General features: G+C 65.1%; 19 protein-coding genes and 1 pseudogene. 19 read left to right on the forward strand and 1 reads right to left on the reverse strand.

What is annotated here, in order from left to right; genetic code table 11:
- The first annotated feature begins 49 nt into the window (after window positions 1–49).
- The 9 genes and pseudogenes from RMO57_RS12995 (at window position 50) to RMO57_RS13035 (ending at window position 8,346) form a co-directional block, all read left to right on the forward strand.
- Window positions 50–1,177, forward strand: coding sequence for a sensor histidine kinase (locus RMO57_RS12995; protein ID WP_310387241.1), 1,128 nt, complete (start codon window positions 50–52; stop codon window positions 1,175–1,177).
- The gene (locus RMO57_RS13000) at window positions 1,174–1,929 is read left to right on the forward strand and encodes a LytTR family DNA-binding domain-containing protein (RefSeq protein WP_310387243.1); all 756 of its coding nucleotides are present in this window, start codon (window positions 1,174–1,176) and stop codon (window positions 1,927–1,929) included. Before RMO57_RS12995 ends, RMO57_RS13000 begins: the two co-directional genes overlap by 4 nt.
- Window positions 1,930–2,186: 257 nt before the next feature.
- Window positions 2,187–3,716, forward strand: a pseudogene (locus RMO57_RS13005) (anthranilate synthase component I family protein).
- A gap of 51 nt (window positions 3,717–3,767) precedes the next feature.
- Complete coding sequence (locus RMO57_RS13010) at window positions 3,768–4,145, forward strand: GxxExxY protein (RefSeq protein WP_310387244.1); 378 nt, start codon at window positions 3,768–3,770, stop codon at window positions 4,143–4,145.
- A gap of 60 nt (window positions 4,146–4,205) precedes the next feature.
- The gene (locus tag RMO57_RS13015) at window positions 4,206–4,790 is read left to right on the forward strand and encodes an aminodeoxychorismate/anthranilate synthase component II (RefSeq protein WP_310387246.1); all 585 of its coding nucleotides are present in this window, start codon (window positions 4,206–4,208) and stop codon (window positions 4,788–4,790) included.
- A 3-nt stretch (window positions 4,791–4,793) separates the two neighbouring features.
- Entirely contained in the window at window positions 4,794–5,816 is a 1,023-nt protein-coding gene (gene ltaE / locus RMO57_RS13020) for a low-specificity L-threonine aldolase (RefSeq protein WP_310387248.1), read from the forward strand.
- Window positions 5,817–5,833: 17 nt separating this feature from the next.
- Window positions 5,834–6,874 carry an anthranilate phosphoribosyltransferase gene (gene trpD, locus RMO57_RS13025; RefSeq protein WP_310387250.1) on the forward strand — a complete coding sequence of 347 codons (1,041 nt, stop codon included), beginning with the start codon at window positions 5,834–5,836 and terminating at the stop codon, window positions 6,872–6,874.
- A 1-nt stretch (window position 6,875) separates the two neighbouring features.
- Complete coding sequence (gene trpC / locus RMO57_RS13030; RefSeq protein WP_310387252.1) at window positions 6,876–7,664, forward strand: indole-3-glycerol phosphate synthase TrpC; 789 nt, start codon at window positions 6,876–6,878, stop codon at window positions 7,662–7,664.
- Window position 7,665: 1 nt separating this feature from the next.
- Window positions 7,666–8,346 carry a uracil-DNA glycosylase gene (locus RMO57_RS13035; RefSeq protein WP_310387254.1) on the forward strand — a complete coding sequence of 227 codons (681 nt, stop codon included), beginning with the start codon at window positions 7,666–7,668 and terminating at the stop codon, window positions 8,344–8,346.
- Here the strand turns inward: RMO57_RS13035 and RMO57_RS13040 are convergent, their stop codons facing one another.
- The gene (locus RMO57_RS13040; protein WP_310387256.1) at window positions 8,347–9,810 is read right to left on the reverse strand and encodes a GAF domain-containing protein; all 1,464 of its coding nucleotides are present in this window, start codon (window positions 9,808–9,810) and stop codon (window positions 8,347–8,349) included.
- 212 nt (window positions 9,811–10,022) lie between these two features.
- Here RMO57_RS13040 and RMO57_RS13045 point away from each other — a divergent pair, with 212 nt between their 5' ends.
- From RMO57_RS13045 to RMO57_RS13090, 10 genes are all read left to right on the forward strand, one after another.
- On the forward strand, window positions 10,023–10,961 hold the full coding sequence (locus RMO57_RS13045; RefSeq protein ID WP_310387260.1) for a BadF/BadG/BcrA/BcrD ATPase family protein: 939 nt from the start codon (window positions 10,023–10,025) through the stop codon (window positions 10,959–10,961).
- Between the two features lie 5 nt (window positions 10,962–10,966).
- Window positions 10,967–11,698: a GntR family transcriptional regulator gene (locus RMO57_RS13050; RefSeq protein WP_310387262.1), complete on the forward strand. Its 732-nt coding sequence runs from the start codon at window positions 10,967–10,969 to the stop codon at window positions 11,696–11,698.
- Between the two features lie 4 nt (window positions 11,699–11,702).
- On the forward strand, window positions 11,703–12,827 hold the full coding sequence (gene nagA / locus RMO57_RS13055; protein WP_310387264.1) for an N-acetylglucosamine-6-phosphate deacetylase: 1,125 nt from the start codon (window positions 11,703–11,705) through the stop codon (window positions 12,825–12,827).
- A 31-nt stretch (window positions 12,828–12,858) separates the two neighbouring features.
- Window positions 12,859–13,869: an SIS domain-containing protein gene (locus tag RMO57_RS13060; protein ID WP_310387276.1), complete on the forward strand. Its 1,011-nt coding sequence runs from the start codon at window positions 12,859–12,861 to the stop codon at window positions 13,867–13,869.
- 11 nt (window positions 13,870–13,880) lie between these two features.
- Window positions 13,881–15,356: a beta-N-acetylhexosaminidase gene (gene nagZ / locus RMO57_RS13065; RefSeq protein ID WP_310387266.1), complete on the forward strand. Its 1,476-nt coding sequence runs from the start codon at window positions 13,881–13,883 to the stop codon at window positions 15,354–15,356.
- Window positions 15,357–15,361: 5 nt separating this feature from the next.
- The gene (locus RMO57_RS13070; protein ID WP_310387268.1) at window positions 15,362–16,642 is read left to right on the forward strand and encodes an MFS transporter; all 1,281 of its coding nucleotides are present in this window, start codon (window positions 15,362–15,364) and stop codon (window positions 16,640–16,642) included.
- Window positions 16,639–17,532, forward strand: coding sequence for a glycoside hydrolase family 16 protein (locus tag RMO57_RS13075; RefSeq protein WP_310387270.1), 894 nt, complete (start codon window positions 16,639–16,641; stop codon window positions 17,530–17,532). The genes RMO57_RS13070 and RMO57_RS13075 overlap by 4 nt, the downstream gene beginning before the upstream one ends.
- The gene (locus RMO57_RS13080) at window positions 17,522–17,647 is read left to right on the forward strand and encodes a hypothetical protein (protein ID WP_310387272.1); all 126 of its coding nucleotides are present in this window, start codon (window positions 17,522–17,524) and stop codon (window positions 17,645–17,647) included. The genes RMO57_RS13075 and RMO57_RS13080 overlap by 11 nt, the downstream gene beginning before the upstream one ends.
- A 119-nt stretch (window positions 17,648–17,766) precedes the next feature.
- Entirely contained in the window at window positions 17,767–18,684 is a 918-nt protein-coding gene (locus RMO57_RS13085; protein WP_310387273.1) for an alpha/beta hydrolase, read from the forward strand.
- 70 nt (window positions 18,685–18,754) lie between these two features.
- Window positions 18,755–21,070: a CHASE domain-containing protein gene (locus tag RMO57_RS13090; RefSeq protein ID WP_310387275.1), complete on the forward strand. Its 2,316-nt coding sequence runs from the start codon at window positions 18,755–18,757 to the stop codon at window positions 21,068–21,070.
- Window positions 21,071–21,281 lie beyond the last annotated feature (211 nt).

Genomic DNA, 21,281 nt, shown 5'->3' on the forward strand with positions numbered 1-21,281 from the left:
CGCCGCATTCGCGCTGGCGACGTGGCTAGGCTGACCTAGACTGCCGGCCATGCGCTGCTCAACACCCGTCCCCGCCGAATCAGACAAGCTCAAGCTCGACTGGACTCAATGGATCTGGCCGGGCCCGAAGCGCGTCTTCTCGGCCATTGAGATGGCACGCGCCGGCCAGCAGCCCTGGCCCAAGTCGATTGACTATTACGTCTACAGCAATGTGTTTGTGTTGCTGGCGATCAATTCCAATGTGTTGGCACGCGGCCTGATGCACTGGGCCGCGCTGTTGGGCCTAGGCTTAAGTTGGCTGGCCCTGTGGGTGGCCAAAACCTTGTGGCGGGAGCCGACCCGACGGCGCTTGAATCTGAGCAGCTTGGCCACGGCGGCCGTGATGATAGGGGCCGCGCTGTTGCTGAAGTTTCATCCCTTCGGGCTGGGTCCAGACCTGGAGCGAGACGATCGGAAGGCGCTCACGCTGATTATTGTGGCGGTGGTGACGCTGGCGATGATTTCCTGGTTCTTCCTGGTGCTGATTCGTTCGCAGCAAATCGCCGGCCGTCTGCGTGAATTGGACGAGCAGGCCCTTCACCTCAAGCTCGCCCGGCGCCTCGCCAGCGCTCAGATCCAGCCGCATTTCTTGTTCAACACGCTGGCCTCGGTCCAGCATTGGGTTGACACCCAAGATCCGCGCGCCGCCAGTACGCTGCGCTCCTTCACGTCTTACTTGCGCGCCACCTTGCCGATGTTCGAGCGCGAGAGCCTCAATCTGACCGAGGAGCTGCAGATCGTGCGCAGCTATCTGGAGGTGATGCAGGCGCGGCTGGGCACAAGACTGCAATGGCAGATCGAAGTTGGGGCTGGCGTGGACGAGTCGCTATGGCTGCTGCCGCCGGGGCTGTTGTTGACGCTGGTGGAGAACGCGGTCGGCCACGGCATTGAGCCTTCGCTGCGTGGCGGCAGCATCATGGTCATGGTGACAGCCAGGCCGGCCGAGGGTCAGGTCTTGATCGAGGTGCGCGATGACGGCGCTGGCCTGGCCGCAGGCGCTCAAGACGGTGTCGGCCTGACGAACTCGCGCGAACGCCTGCAGCTGCTCTACGGCGAACGCGCGCACTTGACGCTGACCCCCTTGTCACCCGGATGTCTGGCGCGCCTGCAAATTCAAACCCTGGAACCAACAGCATGAGCACCGCCTTGATCGCCGACGACGAAGAAGGCCCGCGCGAGCAGCTGCGCGCCGCACTGAAGCGGCTGTGGCCCGAGCTGGAGATCGTGGCCGCCAGTGAGAACGGTGTCGACGCCTGGGACGACTACCTCGCGCACGAACCGGCGCTGTGCTTCTTGGACATCCGCATGCCGGGACTGAGCGGCATGGAGGTGGCGCGCCGCATGAGCGAGCTGGCTGCGCCGCCGCAGGTGGTGTTCGTGACCGCCTATGGCGACCACGCGCTGTCGGCCTTCGAGGCCGGGGCGGTCGACTACTGCCTCAAGCCGGTCGAGGACGCGCGGCTGGTGCAGGCGCTGCAGCGGGTGCGGGCGCGCATGAGCTCGGCCGCGCCTCAAACGGCCGCTCTGCACAAACTTTTACAGCAAATGCTGCCCAGCCCCAAGCCTGCGATGCGTCCGATCCAGGCCTCGCTAGGCCGTGAGATCAAGCTGATTGCACCCGACGAGGTGATCTATTTTGAGAGTGACAGCCGCTACACCCGCGTGGTCTACCAAGGCGGCGAAGCGCTGATCCGCACCCCGCTCAAGGAGTTGCTGGCCGGGCTGGACGCCGAGGTGTTTTGGCAGCTGCACCGCAGCGTTTTGGTCAACAGCCGCTGCATCGCCAGCGCGTTGCGGGTGGACGAAAGCTCGATGCACATCACGCTGAAGGGGCGTGATGAGAAGCTGCCGGTGTCGCGGCAGTTTCAGGGCTTGTTCAAAGGGCAGTAGGGCCGCGCACCGTTGGGTGTAGTGGGCAAGACGGCCCACCCGGCTGATACACTGAATTGATGTTCATCACACGCAACTTCATCAAGGGGTCTCACGACCGGGGAGCCTGGCCCTGGCGCCGCCCGCCCGCTGCTCGTTTGATGACGCTTGAGCCTGACCTTTGACCACTCTGTAGAGCCAGGTCAGCCCAAGTGCCCGGTTATTTTTGCGGCGCGCCCCGATAGATGACCGGCGCGCTTTTGCTAGGGTTGGACTTGATGATGACCGAACTTGAATTTAAAAGCCTGGCCGCGCTCGGCTACAACCGCATTCCCTTGATCAGCGAGGCCTTCGCCGATCTTGAAACCCCGCTCTCGCTCTACCTCAAGCTCTGCTCGGGGGCAGGGGCTTACGGAGGCAAAGGCGGGCGCAACAGCTTCCTGCTGGAGTCGGTCGTCGGTGGCGAGCGCTTTGGGCGTTACTCCTACATTGGCCTGCCGGCCCGCACCGTGCTGCAAAGCCGCGGCCTGCTGACCGAGGTGATCCGTGACGGACAGGTCGTCGAGACTCATGCCGGCAACCCACTCGACTTCATCGCTGCCTATCAGCAGCGTTTCAAGGTTGCGCTGCGGCCCGGCATGCCGCGTTTCTGTGGCGGCTTGGCAGGCTATTTCGGCTATGACGCGGTGCGTTATATCGAGCCGAAGCTGGCCCGTTTTGGCAAGGACGCTGAAATGCCTGGCGGCATCGACACCCCCGATGTGATGCTCTTGCAATGCGAGGAGCTGGCGGTCATCGACAACCTCAGCGGCAAGCTCTATTTGATCGTCTACGCCGATCCGAGCCAGCCCGAGGCTTTCTTCAAGGCGCAAAAACGCCTGACCGAGCTGCGCGACAAGCTGGCCTACAGCGTCTCCGCGCCGGTGGTCAAACGCGGCCAGGCACACCCGGTCGAGCGTGAATTCGCCAAGGCCGACTATCTGGCGGCGGTGTTGCGAGCCAAGGAATACATCGCTGCCGGCGACATGATGCAGGTGCAGATCGGCCAGCGCCTGCGCAAGCGTTACACCGAATCTCCACTGAGCCTGTACCGGGCGCTGCGTTCGCTGAACCCCAGCCCGTATATGTATTTCTACGATATGGGCGAGTTCCAGATCGTCGGCGCCTCGCCCGAGATCCTGGTGCGCCAGGAGCATTCGCCCGACGGCGACAAGGTCACCATCCGCCCGCTGGCCGGCACCCGCCCCGCGCGGCGGCACACCCGAGCAAGACCTGGCCCTGGAGCGCGAGCTGAAGGCCGATCCCAAGGAGTTGGCCGAGCATCTGATGCTGATCGACCTGGCCCGCAACGACATCGGCCGCATCGTCAAGACCGGCTCGGTCAAGGTGACGGATGCGTTTGTGGTCGAGCGCTACTCGCATGTGATGCATTTGGTCAGCAATGTCGAAGGCATCTTGAACGACGGCGTCAGCAATCTGGACGTGTTCCGCGCCAGCTTCCCGGCAGGCACGCTGAGCGGCGCGCCGAAGATCCGCGCGATGCAGATCATTGACGAGCTGGAGCCGGTCAAGCGCGGCATCTATGGCGGCGCGGCATCTATGGCGGCGCGGTCGGTTGCCTGAGCTTTGCCGGCGACATGGACCTGGCCATCGCCATCCGCACCGGCATCATCAAGGACGAGACGCTGTACGTTCAAGCCGCGGCCGGCGTGGTGGCCGACTCGGTGCCCGAGCTAGAGTGGCTGGAGACCGAGGCCAAGGCGAGAGCGTTGATCCGGGCGGCGGAGTTGGTTGAGGAGGGGTTTTAGAACTCGTAAATTCGGACGCAGAGTGCGCAGAGGAACGCGGAGGTCGCGGAGGTGATTGAAAATCAAGTCAGCGAAATGGTGATTGGTGCGGCTGTGGAAGTCCACCGCTGCCTGGGGCCAGGGCTGCTGGAGTCGGCCTACGCCAATGCGCTGGCGATTGAGCTTCAATTGCGGAACTGCTCTTTCGAGCGCGAGCTTGGCATTCGAGCCATATACAAAGGGCAAGACCTCGGTGTGTCGTATCGAGCCGATTTCTTGGTCCGGGACTGTGTGCTGGTGGAGCTCAAGGCGGTGGATGCTTTGTCCCCGCAGCATGAAGCTCAGCTCCTTTCTTATCTGCGACTCAGTGATAAACGTCTTGGTCTGCTGATTAACTTCAATCAGCCGACTCTGTTGAAGGGATTGAGGCGGCTCGTGAATCAGTTGTGAACTCTGCGGACTTTGCGTCCCTCAGCGAACTCTGCGTCCGGGCTTGCCTTGGAGACAAACATGCTCTTGATGATAGACAACTACGACAGCTTCACCTTCAACCTGGTGCAGTATTTTGGGGAACTCGGCGCCGAGGTGCGCGTGGCTCGCAACGACGAGATCACGCTGGAGGAGATCGCGGCGATGAAGCCCGACCACCTGGTGCTGTCGCCCGGCCCCTGCTCGCCGGCCGAGGCCGGTATCTGCGTGGCGGCGATCCAGCACTTCATGGGCAAGTTGCCGATCCTGGGCGTCTGCCTGGGCCACCAAAGCATGGGCGCGGCGCTGGGCGGGAAGATTGTGCGCGCGCAGCGCCAGATGCACGGCAAGGCCAGCATCATCACCACCGACGAGAAGGGCGTATTCAAGGGCCTGCCCAAGGAGTTCAGCGTCATCCGCTATCACTCGCTGGTGATCGAGGAGGCCTCCATGCCTGCGGTGTTGGACGTCACCGCGCGCAGCGAAGATGGCGAAATCATGGGCGTGCGCCACCGCGAGCTGGCCGGCACGGCGACGCCGCTGGAGGGCGTGCAGTTCCACCCGGAATCGATACTCAGCGAGCATGGCCACGCGATGCTGAAGAATTTCCTAACGTTGGCGCTGTAGGCCATGAAAACTGTCGATTTCCGTAGTGACACCGTGACTCAGCCGACGACCGGCATGCGCGAAGCGATGGCTGCAGCGCAGCTTGGTGATGATGTTTTTGGCGACGACCCCAGCGTCAATGCACTGCAACAGGCCGTCGCCGAGCGACTGGGCTTCGAAGCGGCGCTGTTCATGCCGACCGGCACGCAAAGCAATCTCTGTGCCTTGATGACGCATTGCCAGCGCGGTGACGAGTACATCGTCGGCCAGTTCGCCCACACCTATCGCTGGGAGGGTGGCGGCGCGGCGGTCTTGGGCTCGATCCAGCCGCAGCCGCTGAATCACCAGGCCGATGGCTCGCTGGCCTTGGCCGACATCGAGGCGAGCATCAAGCCCGACGATGTGCATTTCGCCCGTACGCGCTTGCTGACGTTGGAGAACACGATTGGCGGCAAGGTGCTGCCCTTGGCCTATCTGGCCGAAGCCTCGGCCTTGGCTCAAAAGCATGGGCTGGCGCGCCATCTGGACGGTGCGCGGCTGTTCAATGCGGCGGTGGCCGCGGGTGGTGACCCCTACGCGGCAGCCCGTGAGATAACGCAGTATTTCGACAGCGTGTCGGTCTGCTTCTCCAAGGGCCTGGGCGCGCCGGTGGGCTCGGCCTTGTGCGGCTCGGCCGCCTTCATCCAACAAGCCAGGCGCTGGCGCAAGATGCTGGGCGGCGGCATGCGCCAGGCCGGCGTGTTGGCGGCAGCGGCGCATTACGCGCTCGACCACCAGGTGGGGCGCTTGGCCGATGACCATCTGTTAGCGCAGCGCCTGGCGGCCGGGCTGCAAGGCCTGGCCGGCGTGACGGTGGAGGCGCCGCAAACCAATATCGTGTTTGTCGATGTGCTTGGCCTCAAGGCCGCTGGCGTGACGGATTACTTGAAGGCGCGTGGCGTGCTGGCCACCGGGCTCTACAAGCTGCGCTTCGTAACCCATCTCGATGTGGACGAAGCCGCCGTAGACCAGGCCATCGCCGCCATGCGCGAATATTTCGCTGGATAAGTAGGACAGGATTCAAGATGCCATTTACCGACCAAGAAGCGCTGACCCGCGTCATCGAACACCGCGAAATCTTCCACGACGAGATGCTCACGCTGATGCGCCGCATCATGGCGGGCGAGATGTCGCCGGTGATGGCCGCGGCCCTGCTGACCGGCCTGCGGGTCAAGAAGGAAACCATCGGCGAGATCACCGCCGCCGCGCAGGTGATGCGCGAGTTGTCGACCAAGGTGCCATTGGCCGTGCCCGCCCATCCCCATCTGGTCGATGTGGTCGGCACCGGCGGCGACGGCGCCCACACCTTCAATATCTCGACCTGTTCGATGTTTGTCGCTGCGGCGGCAGGTGCGCAGGTCGCCAAGCATGGCAATCGCAGCGTTTCCAGCAAGACCGGCAGCGCCGATGTCTTGGAAGCGCTGGGTGCCAACATCATGCTGACGCCGGCTCAAGTGGCGGCCTCGGTGGCGCAAACCGGCATCGGTTTCATGTTCGCGCCCAACCACCATCCGGCCATGAAGAATATCGCGCCGGTGCGGCGTGAGCTGGGCGTGCGCACCATCTTTAACATCCTGGGTCCACTGACCAACCCGGCCGGCGCGCCGAATATCCTGATGGGCGTGTTCCACCCCGATCTGGTCGGCATCCAGGTGCGCGTGATGCAGCGTCTCGGCGCCGAACATGCGTTGGTGGTCTACGGCAAGGACGGCATGGACGAGATTTCGCTCGGCGCCGCGACGCTGGTCGGTGAGCTGAAGAACGGCGAGGTGCGCGAGTACGAGATCCACCCCGAGGACTTCGGTATGGCGATGGCGTCGAACCGCACGCTGAAGGTGGCCGGGCCGGAAGAGTCAAAGCTGATGCTGATTGGCGCTTTGAACAACGAAGAGGGCGCCGCGCGCGACATCGTGATCCTGAACGCCGGCGCGACGCTGTACGCCGCCAATGTGGCCGATTCGATCGCCGGCGGCATTCAGCTGGCCCGTGCGGCGATTGCCTCTGGCGCGGCGCGTGCCAAGCTGGATCAGTTTGTCAGCACCACACAAAGTTTGAGCCGAGGCTGATATGTCCGACATCCTGCGCCGCATCGTTGCGGTCAAACATGAAGAACTGGCCTTGGCCCGCAAGCAGCGCTCGCTGGCCAGCCAGCGTGAGGAGGCGGAAGCAAGACATGACAGCCGGGGCTTCGAGGCCGCGCTGCGCGCCAAGATCGCTGCCGGTCAGAGTGCCGTGATCGCCGAGATCAAGAAGGCCTCGCCCAGCAAGGGCGTGTTGCGCGCCGACTTTCAGCCTGCCGCTATCGCCGAGAGTTATGCCAAACACGGTGCGGCTGCCTTGAGCGTGCTGACCGACGCGCAGTTCTTCCAGGGCTCGGTTGCCTACCTGCAACAGGCCCGCGCCGCCTGCGAGCTGCCGGTCTTGCGCAAGGACTTCATGGTCGACGAGTACCAGGTCTTCGAGGCGCGGGCGATGGGTGCGGATTGCATTCTGCTGATCGCCGCCTGCCTCGATGATGCCCAGATGGCCGACCTCGAAGCGCTGGCGCTCAGCCTCAGGATGGATGTGCTGGTCGAGGTGCATGACGGCGCGGAGCTGGACCGCGCGCTGCGCTTGACGACCCCGCTGCTCGGCATCAACAACCGCAATCTGCGCAGCTTTGACGTGACGCTGGACACCACCTTGGGCTTGCTGGACCGCGTGCCGACCGATCGCCTGCTGGTCACCGAGTCGGGCATCTTGGGCGCCGCCGACGTTCAGCGCATGCGGGCGGCCCATGTCAACGCCTTTCTGGTCGGCGAGGCCTTTATGCGGGCGCCGGACCCGGGCGCGGCCTTGGCGGCGGTGTTTGCTTGAGATGGATCTGACCGGGCTGGATGTCGGCTGGCGGCCTGTCGTCGACGCTTGGTCTGAAAGCCCTGCCGGCCAGCAACTGCAGAGCTTTCTCGCCGAACGCGTCGCAGCCGGCGCCACCATCTACCCGCCCGAACCGCTGCGTGCCTTGCACCTGACGCCGCTGAAGCAGACCCGCGTGGTGATTCTGGGCCAAGACCCGTATCACGGCGCGGCCCAAGCCGAGGGCCTGGCGTTCTCGGTGCCGGACGGCGTCAGGCCGCCGCCCAGCCTCATCAATATCTTCAAGGAGCTGCAGCGCGACCTGGGCCAGCAGCCGCCGATGTCGGCCAGCCTGATCCCCTGGGCAGAGCGCGGCGTGTTGTTGCTGAACAGCGCCCTGACGGTCGAGGACGGCGCACCCGCCAGCCATGCCAACCAGGGCTGGGAGGCTTTGACCGACGCCCTCATCCTGACCGCCGCCGCCGACGCCGCGCCCAAGGTTTTCATGCTTTGGGGCAAGCATGCGCAGGCCAAGGCCGGCTTGATCACGGCTGCCGGCCCGCAGCACCTGATCTTGCAGGCCAATCACCCGTCGCCGCTGTCGGCGCTGCGTCCGCCCTTGCCTTTCATTGGCTGCGGGCATTTTTCGCAGGCACAAGCCTGGCTGGCGGCGCAGGGCCGCGCGTTAGCCTGGGCTTTGTGATCAGTTCATCAGCACCAACTCGAACAAGCGCGCCAGGTGGCTGGCGTGCATTTGGTCCCGCCGAGTCCACGCGTGCTTTTGCCGGCAATGCGATAGCCACAGCACCCCCCGCAGCTGACCCTTGACATAGAGCGGCAGCTCGATGCGCGACAACGTGCCGGCCGCTTGTTCCAGTGCGCTGAGCTCGGCCCGGCAGGGGTGGTTGCTGACCGTAGTCAAGGCTTGCGGTTTGCCCAAGTCACTCAGCCAATCGAGGTATTGCGCCTGCGCCGGCCGGCCCAACGCCGGGAAGTTGGGTCCCTCGCCGACCCACCAGAACTGCACCCGGTCTAGTTGCAGGATTTGCTGCGCCTCGGCTGACAGTTGCTGCAGCGCGGCCAAGCGGTCGCTGAGCGTCGCTATCTTCCAACGCCGGTTTGACAGGCTCAAGAGCTGGGCCTCCGCCGCCTGCGTGCTCGGGTCAAAGAAGCTTGGCAGCCCGGGCCGGGCCGGGCTGCTGAGGCGCTCGATTTCGGCCTGCAGACTGAGGTGTTGCCAGAGATGCGCAAGGGCGGCGTCTTTGTCGCCGCTGCGCTCCAGCAGCTTGGCCAGCAGCAAATGCGCTTGGGCTTGCTGCGGGCGCGAATGGATGCGTTTGGCCAGCAGCAAGCCATGTTCGGTGCTGCGGATGGCGCCTTGTTGATCGCCGCGCGCCAAGGCGATATCGGTCCAGGTGCGGCTGGCGGCGGCCTCCAGCCAGCTGTGGCCGAGCTTGGCCGCGATGCTCAGCGCCAGCCGGCAGTCGACCGTGGCCCAGTCGAGCCGGCCCCGGGCCAGGGCGGCGCGCGCCAGCTGCCAATGCGCCTCGGCCTCGTATTCGCGGTGCAGGCCGCGCCGCGCCGCCGCCAGGCCATGGCTGAAGTGGCGCTCGGCATCGTCGAGCTGCTCGGTCTCGAAATGGCCAACGCCGATATTCAAGGCCAGTTTGGCGGCGAGATAGCTGTCGTCGGCCGCGCCCAGCAACTGGGCGGCCTCGCCGTGCACCTCGCGGCCCCGCGCCCAGGCGCCAAAAGCGTAATGAATCTGGCCCAGGCCGATGCGGGCGGCGGCACCGGCGCGCGCGTCGGGTACCTGGGCGGCCAGTTCGGCGGCCTGACTCCAATGTTCGGTGGCCTCGAAATACTCGCCTTGCTGGTAGGCAATGCGGCCGGCCGCTTCATGCAAACGAGAGGCCTGCAGCGGCTGCGTGTCGGCGTCCAGCTCACTTTGCGCCTTGGCCAGGCTGGCTTGCAGTTCCAGCGCTCGGCCGCGATGCTCCAGCAAGTAAAAGCGCGCATACAGCGCATCTGCCGCGGCGGCGAACTGGCCGGCGGCGCGGGCGGACTCTTCCAGGGCAGCCAGGCGAAGCAGCGCGCTGTTGGGGTGGCGCTGCGCCACCCGCGACAGGCGCCGCAAGGTTTCGGTGATCACGACTTCTTTTGTCACGGCGGGGCAATTCAAGTCAAGAAGAGGACAAAGATCGCAAGGATAGCCGCTGCCGTCCACCCGCCAGAGTAAGACCGCTGCAATACCTGCTTTCTTTTGCCCGGGCATGGCCGTTACAGGGCTACAGCCCAGCGCGCACTATGGTAAACACCAATGCCAGTTTGATTGACTGGCATTAATTTTGGTATTAGACTGGTATCGCCATGACGCCCATGACCGATACCCCTCACACCCAATTTGCCGCCCAAATTGTCGCCCAAGCGGACGGAGCGGCGCGTTTCTTGATTGGCGTCGACGGCGGCGGCACCGGCACGCGTGTGCGGCTGGCTGATTTGCAGGGCCGGGTAATCGGGCAAGGTGACGCCGGGCCGTCGGCGCTGGGTCAGGGTGCCGAGCAGGCTTGGCGCCATATCCAGCAAGCGGTGCAGGCGGCGGCGCGCCAAGCCGGTTTGGCTGACTTGGCGCCGCATGACTGTGCGATCGGGCTCGGCCTGTCCGGCGCGACGGTGCCAAGCCAAGCGGCCGATTTTTTGGCGCAGCAGCCCGGCTACGCGCTGCTGGCCTTGGATGGTGACGGCTTCACCACCGTGTTGGGCGCGCATGCGGGCCAGCCGGGTGCCGTGGTGGCCGCGGGCACCGGCTCGGTCGGCGGCGTCTTGCGCCGCGATGGTTCGCGCGGCTGTGTCGGCGGCTGGGGTTGGATTGGCGGCGACGAAGGCAGCGGCGCCTGGCTGGGGCTGAAGGCGGTACGCCATGCCTGCCAGGCGATGGACGGGCGCGTGCCGGCCGGCAGTTTGGCGCGGGCGGTCTGGGCGGTGGCGGGCGGGCGCACTGAGGCGATGTTGGCCTGGGGTGCGGTGGCCGGCCAACATGCCTATGCCAGTTTGGCGCCCTTGATTTTTGATTGTGTAGACAGTGATTCGGTCGCGGCCGGCTTTGTCACCGAGGCGGTGTTTGAGCTGGAAAAGCTGGCCCACGCCTTGGATCCGGAGGCCAGCCTGCCCTTGGCCCTGTGCGGCAGTGTTGCCTTGCGCTTGGCCCCCAATTTTTCCGTCGCCACCCGCGCCCGTTGCGTGTCGCCGCAGGGTGATTCTGCCGATGGCGGCTTGCACCTGGTGAGCGCTGCACTTCAACGCACAGAGAAGAGTTGACCCTCATGGCCTTCGAATTCAAAGCCGACCCCGACGCAGCTTCGCCGCTGTATATGCAGCTGGCCCACAAGCTGGCGCAGGCGATCCGCCAGGGCGAGTACCAGGCCGACGAGGCGCTGCCGTCCGAACGGGTCTTGTCCGAGACGCTGGGGCTCTCAAGGGTGACCGCGCGCAAGGCGATCGACCGCCTGGTCGAGCAGGGCCTGATCATCCGCAAGCGTGGCTCGGGCAACTACATCGCGCCCAAGCTGGAGCAGCCGCTGTCGCGCCTGACCAGCTTCTCGGAGGAGCTGCATCAGCGCGGCTTCAAGCCGAGTTCGCGCTGGTTGACGCGCAGCTTCACGGCCGCCGCGCCCGATGAGCAACTCAGCCTGGGCCTGGGCACCGGCGAGCGGGTCGCCCGGCTAGAGCGCCTGCGCCTGGCCGATGCGGTGGTGATGAATTACGAGGTGACGGTGATGCCGGAGGCGGTGCTGCCCGATCCGCTGGCGGTGCAGGCCTCGCTCTATGAGCATCTGGCCACCTTGGGCATGGCGCCGGTGCGCGCGCTGCAGCATATTCGCGCCATCAATGCGGACAGCAAGCTGGCCGGTCTGCTCGAAGTGCCGGTCGGTCAGGCGGTCTTGTTCATCACGCGGGTGGGCTATTTGGAGTCGGGTCTGGCGGTCGAGCTGACGCATTCTTATTGCCGCAGCGATTACTACGATTTTGTCGCCGAGATGCGACGCGAGGGCTAAGGCGTTGGCGCAACTTATCGACGGCTATGTTCTGACGCCGCAAGGTTTTCTGCGCGGTTTTGTCGAGATCAGCGAAGGCCGCATCAGCCGCATCGAGGGCGAGCCCGTCAGCGAGAGTCAAGTTCGGCATGACAAGTTGACCCTGCCCATCGTGCTGCCCGGCTTCATCGACATCCACGTGCACGGCGGCGGCGGCCGCGACACCATGGAGGGCGGCGACGCCGCCTTGCAGATGTCGCGTCTGCATGTGCGCCATGGCACGACGGCGATGCTGGCCACCACCATGACGGCGCCCTTGGCCGAGATCGAGCTGGCGCTGGCCGCACTTGGCCCGGTCTGCCGCCAGCGCGCACCCAACGCCGCCCGCATCCTCGGCGTGCACCTCGAAGGCCCCTACATCAACCCCGGCAAACTCGGTGCCCAACCCGACTTCGCCAAGCCGGCCAGCATGGCCGAGATCCAGGCCCTGCATGCGCTGGCGCCGATCAAGCTGATCACGCTGGCGCCGGAAATGGCCGGCACGCTGGCGCTGATTGCTGAAGCGCGCGCGGCCGGCTTCCAGGTGCAGATCGGCCACACGGCCGGCACCTACGAGGACGGCGTAGCCGCACTCAAGCAGGGCGCCGGCGGCTTCACCCATTTGTTCAATGCGATGACCGGCCTGCACCACCGCGAGCCCGGCATGGTCGGCGCCGCGCTGGCGCATGCGCGCTATGCCGAGATCATCCCCGACCTCTTGCATGTGCATCCGGGTGCGATCCGGGTCGCGCTGCGCGCTATTCCCTGCACCTTTTGCGTCACGGATTCGACCGCCGCCGCCGGCATGCCCGACGGCGACTACAAATTGGGCCGCCACACCGTCACCAAATGCATGGGCGGCGTGCGCCTGCCCGACGGCACCTTGGCCGGCAGCACGCTGACGATGGACCAGGCGCTGCGCAATCTGGTCGGCATGGGGCTGGAGATCGCGGACGCGTCGCGGCGGGTTTCCAGCTATGCGGCCGAATACATGGGCTTGAGTGATCGCGGCCAGCTGGTCGTCGGCGCTTGGGCGGATTTGGTGGTGATGGACCGTGAATTGCAGTTGCAGCGCGTGGTCGTTGAAGGAGAAGAAATTGACCTCGCTTGAAAGCATGTCCAATAGCAAGTACGCCTCAAGGATGCAAGAAGAAGCCCTCAACGCCCCGGCCGCCGTGGCGCGTCAACTGGCGCACGATCACCAAGCCTATGCCGAGCTGGGCCAGGCCCTGCGCGACCAGCCGCCGACCACCTTGTTGACGGTGGCACGCGGCAGCTCCGACCATGCCGCCCAATACATGGCTTACTTGATGATGGCGCGCATGGGCCGCCTGGTCACGTCGCTGCCGATGTCGCTGGTGACGCTGTACCAGAGCAAGATCATCTGCGACGGCCTGGTCTCGCTGGCGTTCTCGCAATCGGGCCAAAGCCCCGATCTGGTCGCGCCGACCAAGTTCTTCCGCGAGGGCGGCGCCCGCACGGTCGCCTTCGTCAATGCCGACAGCTCGCCGTTGGCCGACGCCGCGCAATTCGTTTTCCCGCTGCGCTCCGGCCCCGAGCTGAGCGTGGCCGCGACCAAGAGCTATATCTGCCAGCTGGTCGCCGGCGCCCGCGTCGTCGCCGCCTGGAGTGGTGACGAGGACCTGCAGGCCGCGCTGGAGCAACTGCCGGCCGCGCTGGAACAGGCCGCAGCACAGCGCTGGGATGTGGCAGTCGAGGTCTTGAAGGACGCCGACAAGCTGTTCGTCATCGGCCGCGGCACCGGGTTGCCGATCGCGATGGAGGCGGCCTTGAAGTTTAAGGAAACCTGCGGCATCCAGGCCGAGGCTTTCTCCGGCGCCGAGGTCAAGCATGGGCCGATGGCCCTGGTGGAAGAGGGCTACCCGATGCTGGTGTTCGCGCCACGCGGCCCGGCGCAAGCCGGCCTGCTGGCGCTGGCCGAGGAGATGCGCGGCCGTGGCGCGCGGGTCTTGCTGGCCGCCCCGGCGGGAACGCCGGGCGCCGAGCTCACGCTGAGCTGCACCGGCAACGAGGATCTGGACCCGATCGCCGTGGTACAGAGCTTCTACCCGATGGTGGAGGCGCTGGCGCGTGCGCGTGGCCGCAACCCGGACGCGCCACCGCATCTGGCCAAAGTCACCAAGACCAACTGAGTTCAGCCGTCATGACTGCTTTTCATCCTGGCCGTTTGGTCATGGTCGACATCCAAGGCAAGTCCCTGGACGCCGCCACCGCCGCCTTTCTGCGCCAGCACCAGGTGCGCGCCGTCTGCCTGTTCCGTAAAAACCTCGGCAGCGAGGCCGAGGTGCGCCAACTGACCCGCGATCTGCGCGCGGTGATGGGGCCGACGGCCCTGATCGGCCTCGACCAGGAAGGCGGCTCGGTCGTGCGCGCCACTTTTCTGCCGCAGGCCCCATCGGCGATGGCGCTGGGCGCGGCGGCAGATGCGGCGCTGGCGGAGAGCGTGGGCGCGGCGGTCGCGCGTGGCCTGGCCAGCATTGGCGTGAACTGGAACTTCGCGCCGGTGCTGGACATCAATAACAACCCGGCCAACCCGGTCATCGCCGAGCGCAGCTTCGCGGAAGACGCCGATGAGGTGACGCGTTTGGCCGGCGCCTGGATGGCCGGCTCGCTGAAGGAGGGCGTGGCCTGCTGCGTCAAGCATTTCCCCGGCCACGGCGACACGCACGTCGACTCGCATCTGGCGCTGCCGACGGTGGACAAGAGCCGCGCCGAGCTGGACGCGCTGGAGCTGCGGCCGTTCAAGGCACTGAGAGATGAGGCGCCGGCGGTGATGACCGCCCACATCGTCTACCCGCAGATCGACCCCGAGCACCCGGCCACGCTGTCGACCAAGATCCTGCGCGACATCCTGCGCATTGAGTGGGGTTACGACGGTGTCGTCATCACCGACGCGCTGATGATGAAGGCGATTTTCGAGCGCTACGGCTACGCCCGCGCGGCGGTGATGGCGATCCAGGCCGGCGCCGACATGATCCTGGCCCAGGGCGATCTGGACGAGCAGGGCAAGTCGATTCAGGCCCTGGTTAATGCCTTCGCCAGCGGCGAGCTGACGGCCGAGCAGGGCCGTGTCGCCTGCGCTCGGTTGGACAAGCTGGCCCTTGCCTATCCGGTGCGCCACGACGATTACGACGGTGCGCCGCGTGCGGCCGATGATGAGCTGATGCGCCGGGCCTGGGCCGCCGGTTTGACGGCGCTGCGCGGCGCCACGCCGCCTGCGCTGGATGCGGCGCTGCGCGTGTTCGTGCAGCCCGAGGTGCCGACCGACGGGGTGTCGGAAGCCGGACCCTTGGGCCAGCAGATCGTCGATCTGTTCGCCGCCTTTCCGAACGCGCAGATTCAGTATGTGGACGACATCCTGGCGCTGGACTGGGCCCAGGTGCCGCAGGACGGCCGCCTCAATATCGTCGCCTCCACGCATCGGATGCGTTATGGCGGCAACGCGCAGAACTGGCGGCCCGATCTGCATCTGGTGCTGTGGAATCCGTTCCAAGCCCATGATGTGCCGGTGCCAACCGTCGTGACCTGGGGTTATGCCGACGGCGCCTTGGCCGGTTTGAAGGCCTGGCTGGAGGGGCGTTGCCGCGCCACTGCGAAGTCACCCGTCAATCTGGACTGAGCCTGATGAGCACCTCGACTCCGAAGTTGCGCTCCCCGATCAGCTGGGTGCCCAGCCTGTACTTTGTGCAGGGCATGCAGTTCTTTGTGGTGATGCTGATCGCCGGCCTGATGTTCAAGAATATGGGCGTGCCGAATGACCAGATCGCACGCTGGACCGGTCTGCTGGGCCTGGCCTGGGCGATCAAGCCGCTGTGGAGCCCGTTCCTGGAGCTGGCGCGCAGCAAAAAGCTGATCGTCGTGGCGATGCAATTTACCGGCGCTGTGGGGCTGGCGCTGATGGCCTTGGCGGTGCAGATGCCGATGTATTTTGCCGCCAGCATCGCGGTGCTGTTCTTGATCGCCTATGCCGCCGCCACCCATGACATTGCCTGCGACGGCCTCTATATGGCCGCGCTCGATGCCAAGCAACAAGCAGCCTATGCCGGCTGGCAGGGTGCGTTCTTCAACGCGTCCAAGTTCCTGACCCTGGGCGGCCTGCTGGTGTTGGCCGGTCATTTGGAAAAGACCATCGGCGTGTTCAACGCCTGGTCGACCATCTTTGCGCTGTTGGCCGTGCTGCTGGCGCTGCTGGCGTCCTACAACGCCTGGGCCTTGCCCGGCACGCTGAACACCGAAACCAGCGACCTGACGGCGGCCGGCATCTTGCGCACGCTGAAGGACGTGATCGGCGACTTTTTGCTGAAGCCCGGCATCTGGATGGCGATCCTGTTCATTGTGTTGTTCCGCTTCGCCGAGGGCCAGGTGCAGACCATCGGGCCGCTGTTCCTGATCGAGGCGCGTGACAAGGGCGGCCTGGGGCTCACGACCGAGCAAGTCGGCAGCATCTATGGCACGGTCGGCACCGGCGCTTTTCTTGTGGGCAGCATCCTGGGTGGCTATTTCACCTCCTGGCTGAGCTTGCGCCGGGCCATGCCGATCTTGATTCTGGCAATGGCGATCCCCAATATCGTCTTCTACTATCTGAGCCTGACCCTGCCGCAGGACACCTTGCATATCGGCGGCGCGGTCGCCGTGGAGATGTTTGGTTACGGCTTTGGCTTCGTCGGCATGATTTTGTACATCATGCAGGCCGTGGCACCCGGCAAGTTCCAGACCGCCCATTACGCGCTGGGCTCGGGCGTGATGCAGCTGGGCTTCATCTTCTCCAAGACCATCAGCGGCGATGTGCAGGTGGCGCTGGGCTATCAGCAGTTCTTCCTCTGGACGATTGCCTGCGGCGTGCCGGCGCTGATTCTGATGTTCTTTGTCAAGTTCCCCAAGCCGGTGGCGGTCGCCGCGCCATGAAACGCCTCATCTGGCTTTGCGCCCTGTTGGGCGCGGGCGTGCAGGCTCAGCCGGAGCGCTTTTTTGACGACTTCAGCTACGCCGACCCGGCGGCGCTCATCGCCAAGGGCTGGACACCACGCAACAAGGCCGGTCACCCGGGTGTAGCGGGTGCTAGCTGGAGCGCCAAGCAGTTCAGCTTGCTGGATGACCCGTCGAACGCGGTCAACCGGCTCTTGCGCATAACGGCCAGTACCGATGGCACAGGGGTCGGCACCAGCCAAGCCCAGCTCTGCCATGCGCGCAAGTACCTGGCGGGCACCTATGCCGCCCGTATCCGCTTCACGGACAAGCCGGTGGCCGGCGTTGACGGCGATCCGGTGATACAGACTTTCTACGCGGTGACGCCGCTCAAGCATGACTTCGACCCCGATTTTTCAGAGATGGACTGGGAGTACCTGCCCAATGGCGGTTGGGGCAGCGAGCAGACCCGGCTCTACGGCATCGCCTGGCAGACCGTACAGCTGGAGCCCTGGCAAGCGCATAACCAGCAGCACGAGGAGTTTGGCAGTTTGGACGGCTGGCATCAGCTGATGATGCAGGTCAGCGAAGGCCGCGTAAAGCTCTTCCTCGACGGCCGGCATATCGCCACACACGGCGGCCGGACCTACCCTGTGGCGCCGATGTCGATCAACTTCAATCTGTGGTTCTCGCCCGCCGGTTTGTTGCCGAAGACCGAGCAGGCGCGCCGTTACGAGCAAGATGTGGACTGGGTCTTTCACGCCCGCAACGAGGTGTTGAGCCCGGCGCAGGTCGATGCCGAAGTGGCGCGCCTGCGGGCCGCGGGTGTTGCACAGATCGACAACGTGCCGCCGGCCAAGCCGGCCTTGACCAGCCTGTGTGATTTCTGAATTGGCCAAGAGCGAGCCGTTTGGGCAGTCGCTCGCTTTTGCTTTGGCCTTCGTCGCGGTGTGGGCCCTGATCGTGCGCGAGCTGGACAGCCGCAATCGCTTCTTCAAAGTCTGACCCGACCGCTCAAATTCTCCCCAGGTCAGGGTTTGCCTTGGGTCGGCTGTGCGATCCGCGGTCTTATTCTCTGAGCTGCTGTAAACCCCGCTTCAAGCCAAGCCAGCTCAGGAGATCCCATGTCCAAGCTTCATTTCAATGCCGACACGCCCTTGTATACATCGGACGGCAAGGGTTGGCGAATTGACCAGTTCGAGACCGTGATGCACGGCTTGGAGGCAGCCAACAAGCCCTTGATTCTGTTCGTTCACGGGCGTGGCAAGGAGCCCAGCAAAAGCCTCAAGGGCGGCACCTTCACCAAGGGGTTGGCGGTGCATAAACTTGAGTTGGGTTATGACGCCAAGGTGCTGATGTTCAATTGGGATGCGGCCTTCGAGGGCCTGCATTTTCTTGACCGGGAACTGCCGCTCAGCCACACCGAGGCGGGCGCGAAGGCGCTCGGCGCGGTGCTGGAGGCCTTGATCAAGCACAGCGCCGCCCAGCCCAAGGCGCCCAAAATGGCGCTGCTGGCCCATAGCATGGGGGCCGTTGTGGTCGAGAAGGCGCTTGAAAAGGGCTTCTGGCCGGGCGTCAAGCAGCTGTTTTCGGCGGTGCTATTGACCCAGCCGGATGCCGATGACGAGGGCCACTCGGTCTGGCTCAACCGCCTGGCGCAACGCGAGAAGGTCTACGTCACCATCAATTCAGATGACCAGGTGCTGCGGCGCGCCACCGATGGCCGCGCGCCCGGCCACCACGCTCTGGGTCTGGGCCTGGGCACCGAGCAGCCGCTGGCACCGCTGGCAACCTATATCGACATCAGCCGGATGGGCGCCTTGGGCAACAAGGACGAAGACCACGAGGTCTTCGGCAAAGGTGCAATGAATGGGCAGGTGTATGTCTGCCAATTCTTCGAGCAGGTGCTCAAGGGCCAGCCCGTGCTGCTTGATCTGGCCAGCAATGTGGACGGCGTCGAGCGCGAGCTGATCTACCGGCTGAAGAGTCGCCATGAGCCGAGCAAGCCCTGCCTGAAGATCCCCAAACTGCCCGGCGAGTAAGGCCGGCACCGAACCCAGCCGAGTCATGTCGAATCGAGTGGACGCAAACGCGCCGAGCTCCCAAAAGGCCATGGGCCCGCGCCTGCTGGATGCGCTGCTGATTGCGGCCATCGCTGTCGCCGGCAGCGCCATCAGTTACCTGGGCTATCAGTCGCTGCTTAAAGCCGAGGCCTTGCGGCGCGATGAAATATTCAGCGCGGCGTTTGAGGCGGTGCTGAGTTCGGTGGAGCTGGAGTTGGCGCGTGCGGTCGAGGCGGCGCGCAGCAGCGCCTTGATGGTGGCGCTGCAGCCGCAGCTGCAGCGCGCCGACTTCAACCGTTATGCGCAGGGCCTGATCCGCCAGCTGCCGAGCGTGCGGGTGCTGGAGTGGCAGCCGATTGTGGCGGGGCCCGAGCGCGTTCGGTTCGAGGCCGCTGCGCGAGCCCAGGGTTTGAGCGAGTACCGCATCATCGAGCCGAACGAGCGGACCGGCGTCTGGGCGGCAGCACCGCTGCGTGCCGACTATGTGCCGGTTCTCTATGCCTGGCCCGAGCAGGGCGCCGCGCTAGGCTTCAACCTCGGAGCCGATGGCTTGCGCATGGCCTCCAAACTGAGCGCCGCAGCGCTCGGCGTGCCGGTCGCGTCGGAGAGTTTTCGGATTCTGCGCGGCGATATCCCGGCCTCCACGGCCTTTGGTTTTGCGATCACGGCCGCCGTCCCGGTGGAGGGCACGTCGCCGAGCCCAGCGCAGCCCAAGGCGCGCGGCTATGTTGCCGTGGTGGTCGAGCTGCCGCTGCTCTTGCAACATGCCGCCAAGCGCGCCAATGCCGAACAACTGGATGTATTGGTCTACGACCAAGCGGTGTCGTTGAGCCGGCCGATCTACACCGCCATTGGGGCGAACAGCGATTTGCGCCCGCCCGCGGGCGACGCCGCATTGACCGCACAGGCCGGTGACCGGGTCAAGTCCATCAATGTGGCGGGGCGGGTTTGGCAGTTGGCCTTACACCCGCGACCGGCCTACGCCGCCGCACTGCCCGCGGTCAATGCCGGGTGGGTCCTGACGGCGGGCTTGTTGTGCACCTTGCTGCTGATGCTCGCTACCGTGCGTTTGCAGCGCACCAGGCGCACGCTGCAAACGGCGCAGCAGTCGCTGCTGGCCGAGCGCCAGCGGCTGCAGAACGTCATCGACGGCACCGGCGCCGGCAGCTGGGAATATGACTTCGAGACCGAGGAAATGCAGGTCAACGAGCGCTGGGCCGAGATCGGCGGCCTCACTCTAGCGGCCTTCCGCGCCAAGCCAAACTACCGCTGGTTTGACGATTGCCACCCGGGTGACAAGGCGATGATCAAGCAAAGACTGTTGATGCATTTGCGCGGCGAGAGCGAGGACTACCAGGCCGAATATCGGCGCCCTCACGCCGACGGCAGCTGGGTCTGGGTGTCCGCGCGCGGCAAGGTGTTGCGCCGAGACCCGCAGGGGCGAGCGTTGCTGATTGCCGGCACCATGGTGGAGATTGGTGATCGCAAACAGGCCGAAGCGCGCATTCTTGAACTCAACAGCACGCTGGAGCAGCGCGTGGCGCAACGCGGCGCCGAGCTGGAGGAGGCGATGCTGAAGCTGCGCCACTCGCAGGAAGAATTGACCCGCAGCGAGGCGCGCGCCACGCTCAACACCTTGGCCGCGGGCGTGTCGCATGAGCTGAGCACGCCGCTGAGCAATAGCTTGATCAGCGCCAACACGGTGGCCGCCCTGGCCAGGGAGTTTGCGCAGGCGGTGGTCAAGGGCGGTTTGCGGCGCAGCGAACTGCAGCGCTTTGTGGGCCGGGTTCGCGAGGGCAGCGAGTTGGCGGTGCGCAATCTGGACCGGGCGCTCGATTTGATGCAGAGCTTCCGCCAAGTGGCCACCGATCAGGCCAGTGAGCAGCGGCGGCGTTTCGACCTGCGCGGCGCCGTCCAGGAGTTGCTGGAGGCGCTGGGCCCGAGCCTGAGCCGGCAGCCGCATCTGATCAGCTTGAACGTGCCGGAAGGCATCACGCTCGACAGCTACCCGGGGCCGCTCGGGCAAGTCTTGACCAATTTGATCAATAACGCCTATTTACATGGATTCGAAGGCATGACCGACGGTGGCGCCCTGCTGATCAGCGCCGAGGCGGCCGGCGCCAACCATGTGCGCATCAGCTGCCGCGACAACGGCCGCGGCATGGATGCAGCGACCCTGGAGAAGCTCTTCATCCCCTTCTTCAGCACCAAGATCGGCAAAGGCGGCAGCGGCCTGGGCATGTCCATCATCGACAACCTGGTCAGCACGACCCTGGGCGGCTCCTTGCAAATTGAGTCGGCGCTGGGGCAGGGCACCAGCGTGCACATCACGCTGCCGTTGCTGGCACCGCAGGCGCGCGGCTGAGGGTGGATGAGGGCGGAACGCTTTCAGTCCCAAGGCTGCTTAGTGCCGATTCTGTTGAAAAATGGTCGTCAATCTCGCGACAGTTGCCTGCCATGGTTTCTCGGCCTCAAGCGCCCGGCCAAAACCAGTCATTCGATGCCAAGGGATGGGCGACAACAAAGTGCCCAGAGCGGAAATCCAAATGCGGCGTTGCCACGCTTCGTTGACTCGG

The organism is Roseateles sp., from assembly GCF_031397715.1.
GTDB lineage: Bacteria > Pseudomonadota > Gammaproteobacteria > Burkholderiales > Burkholderiaceae_C > Paucibacter_A.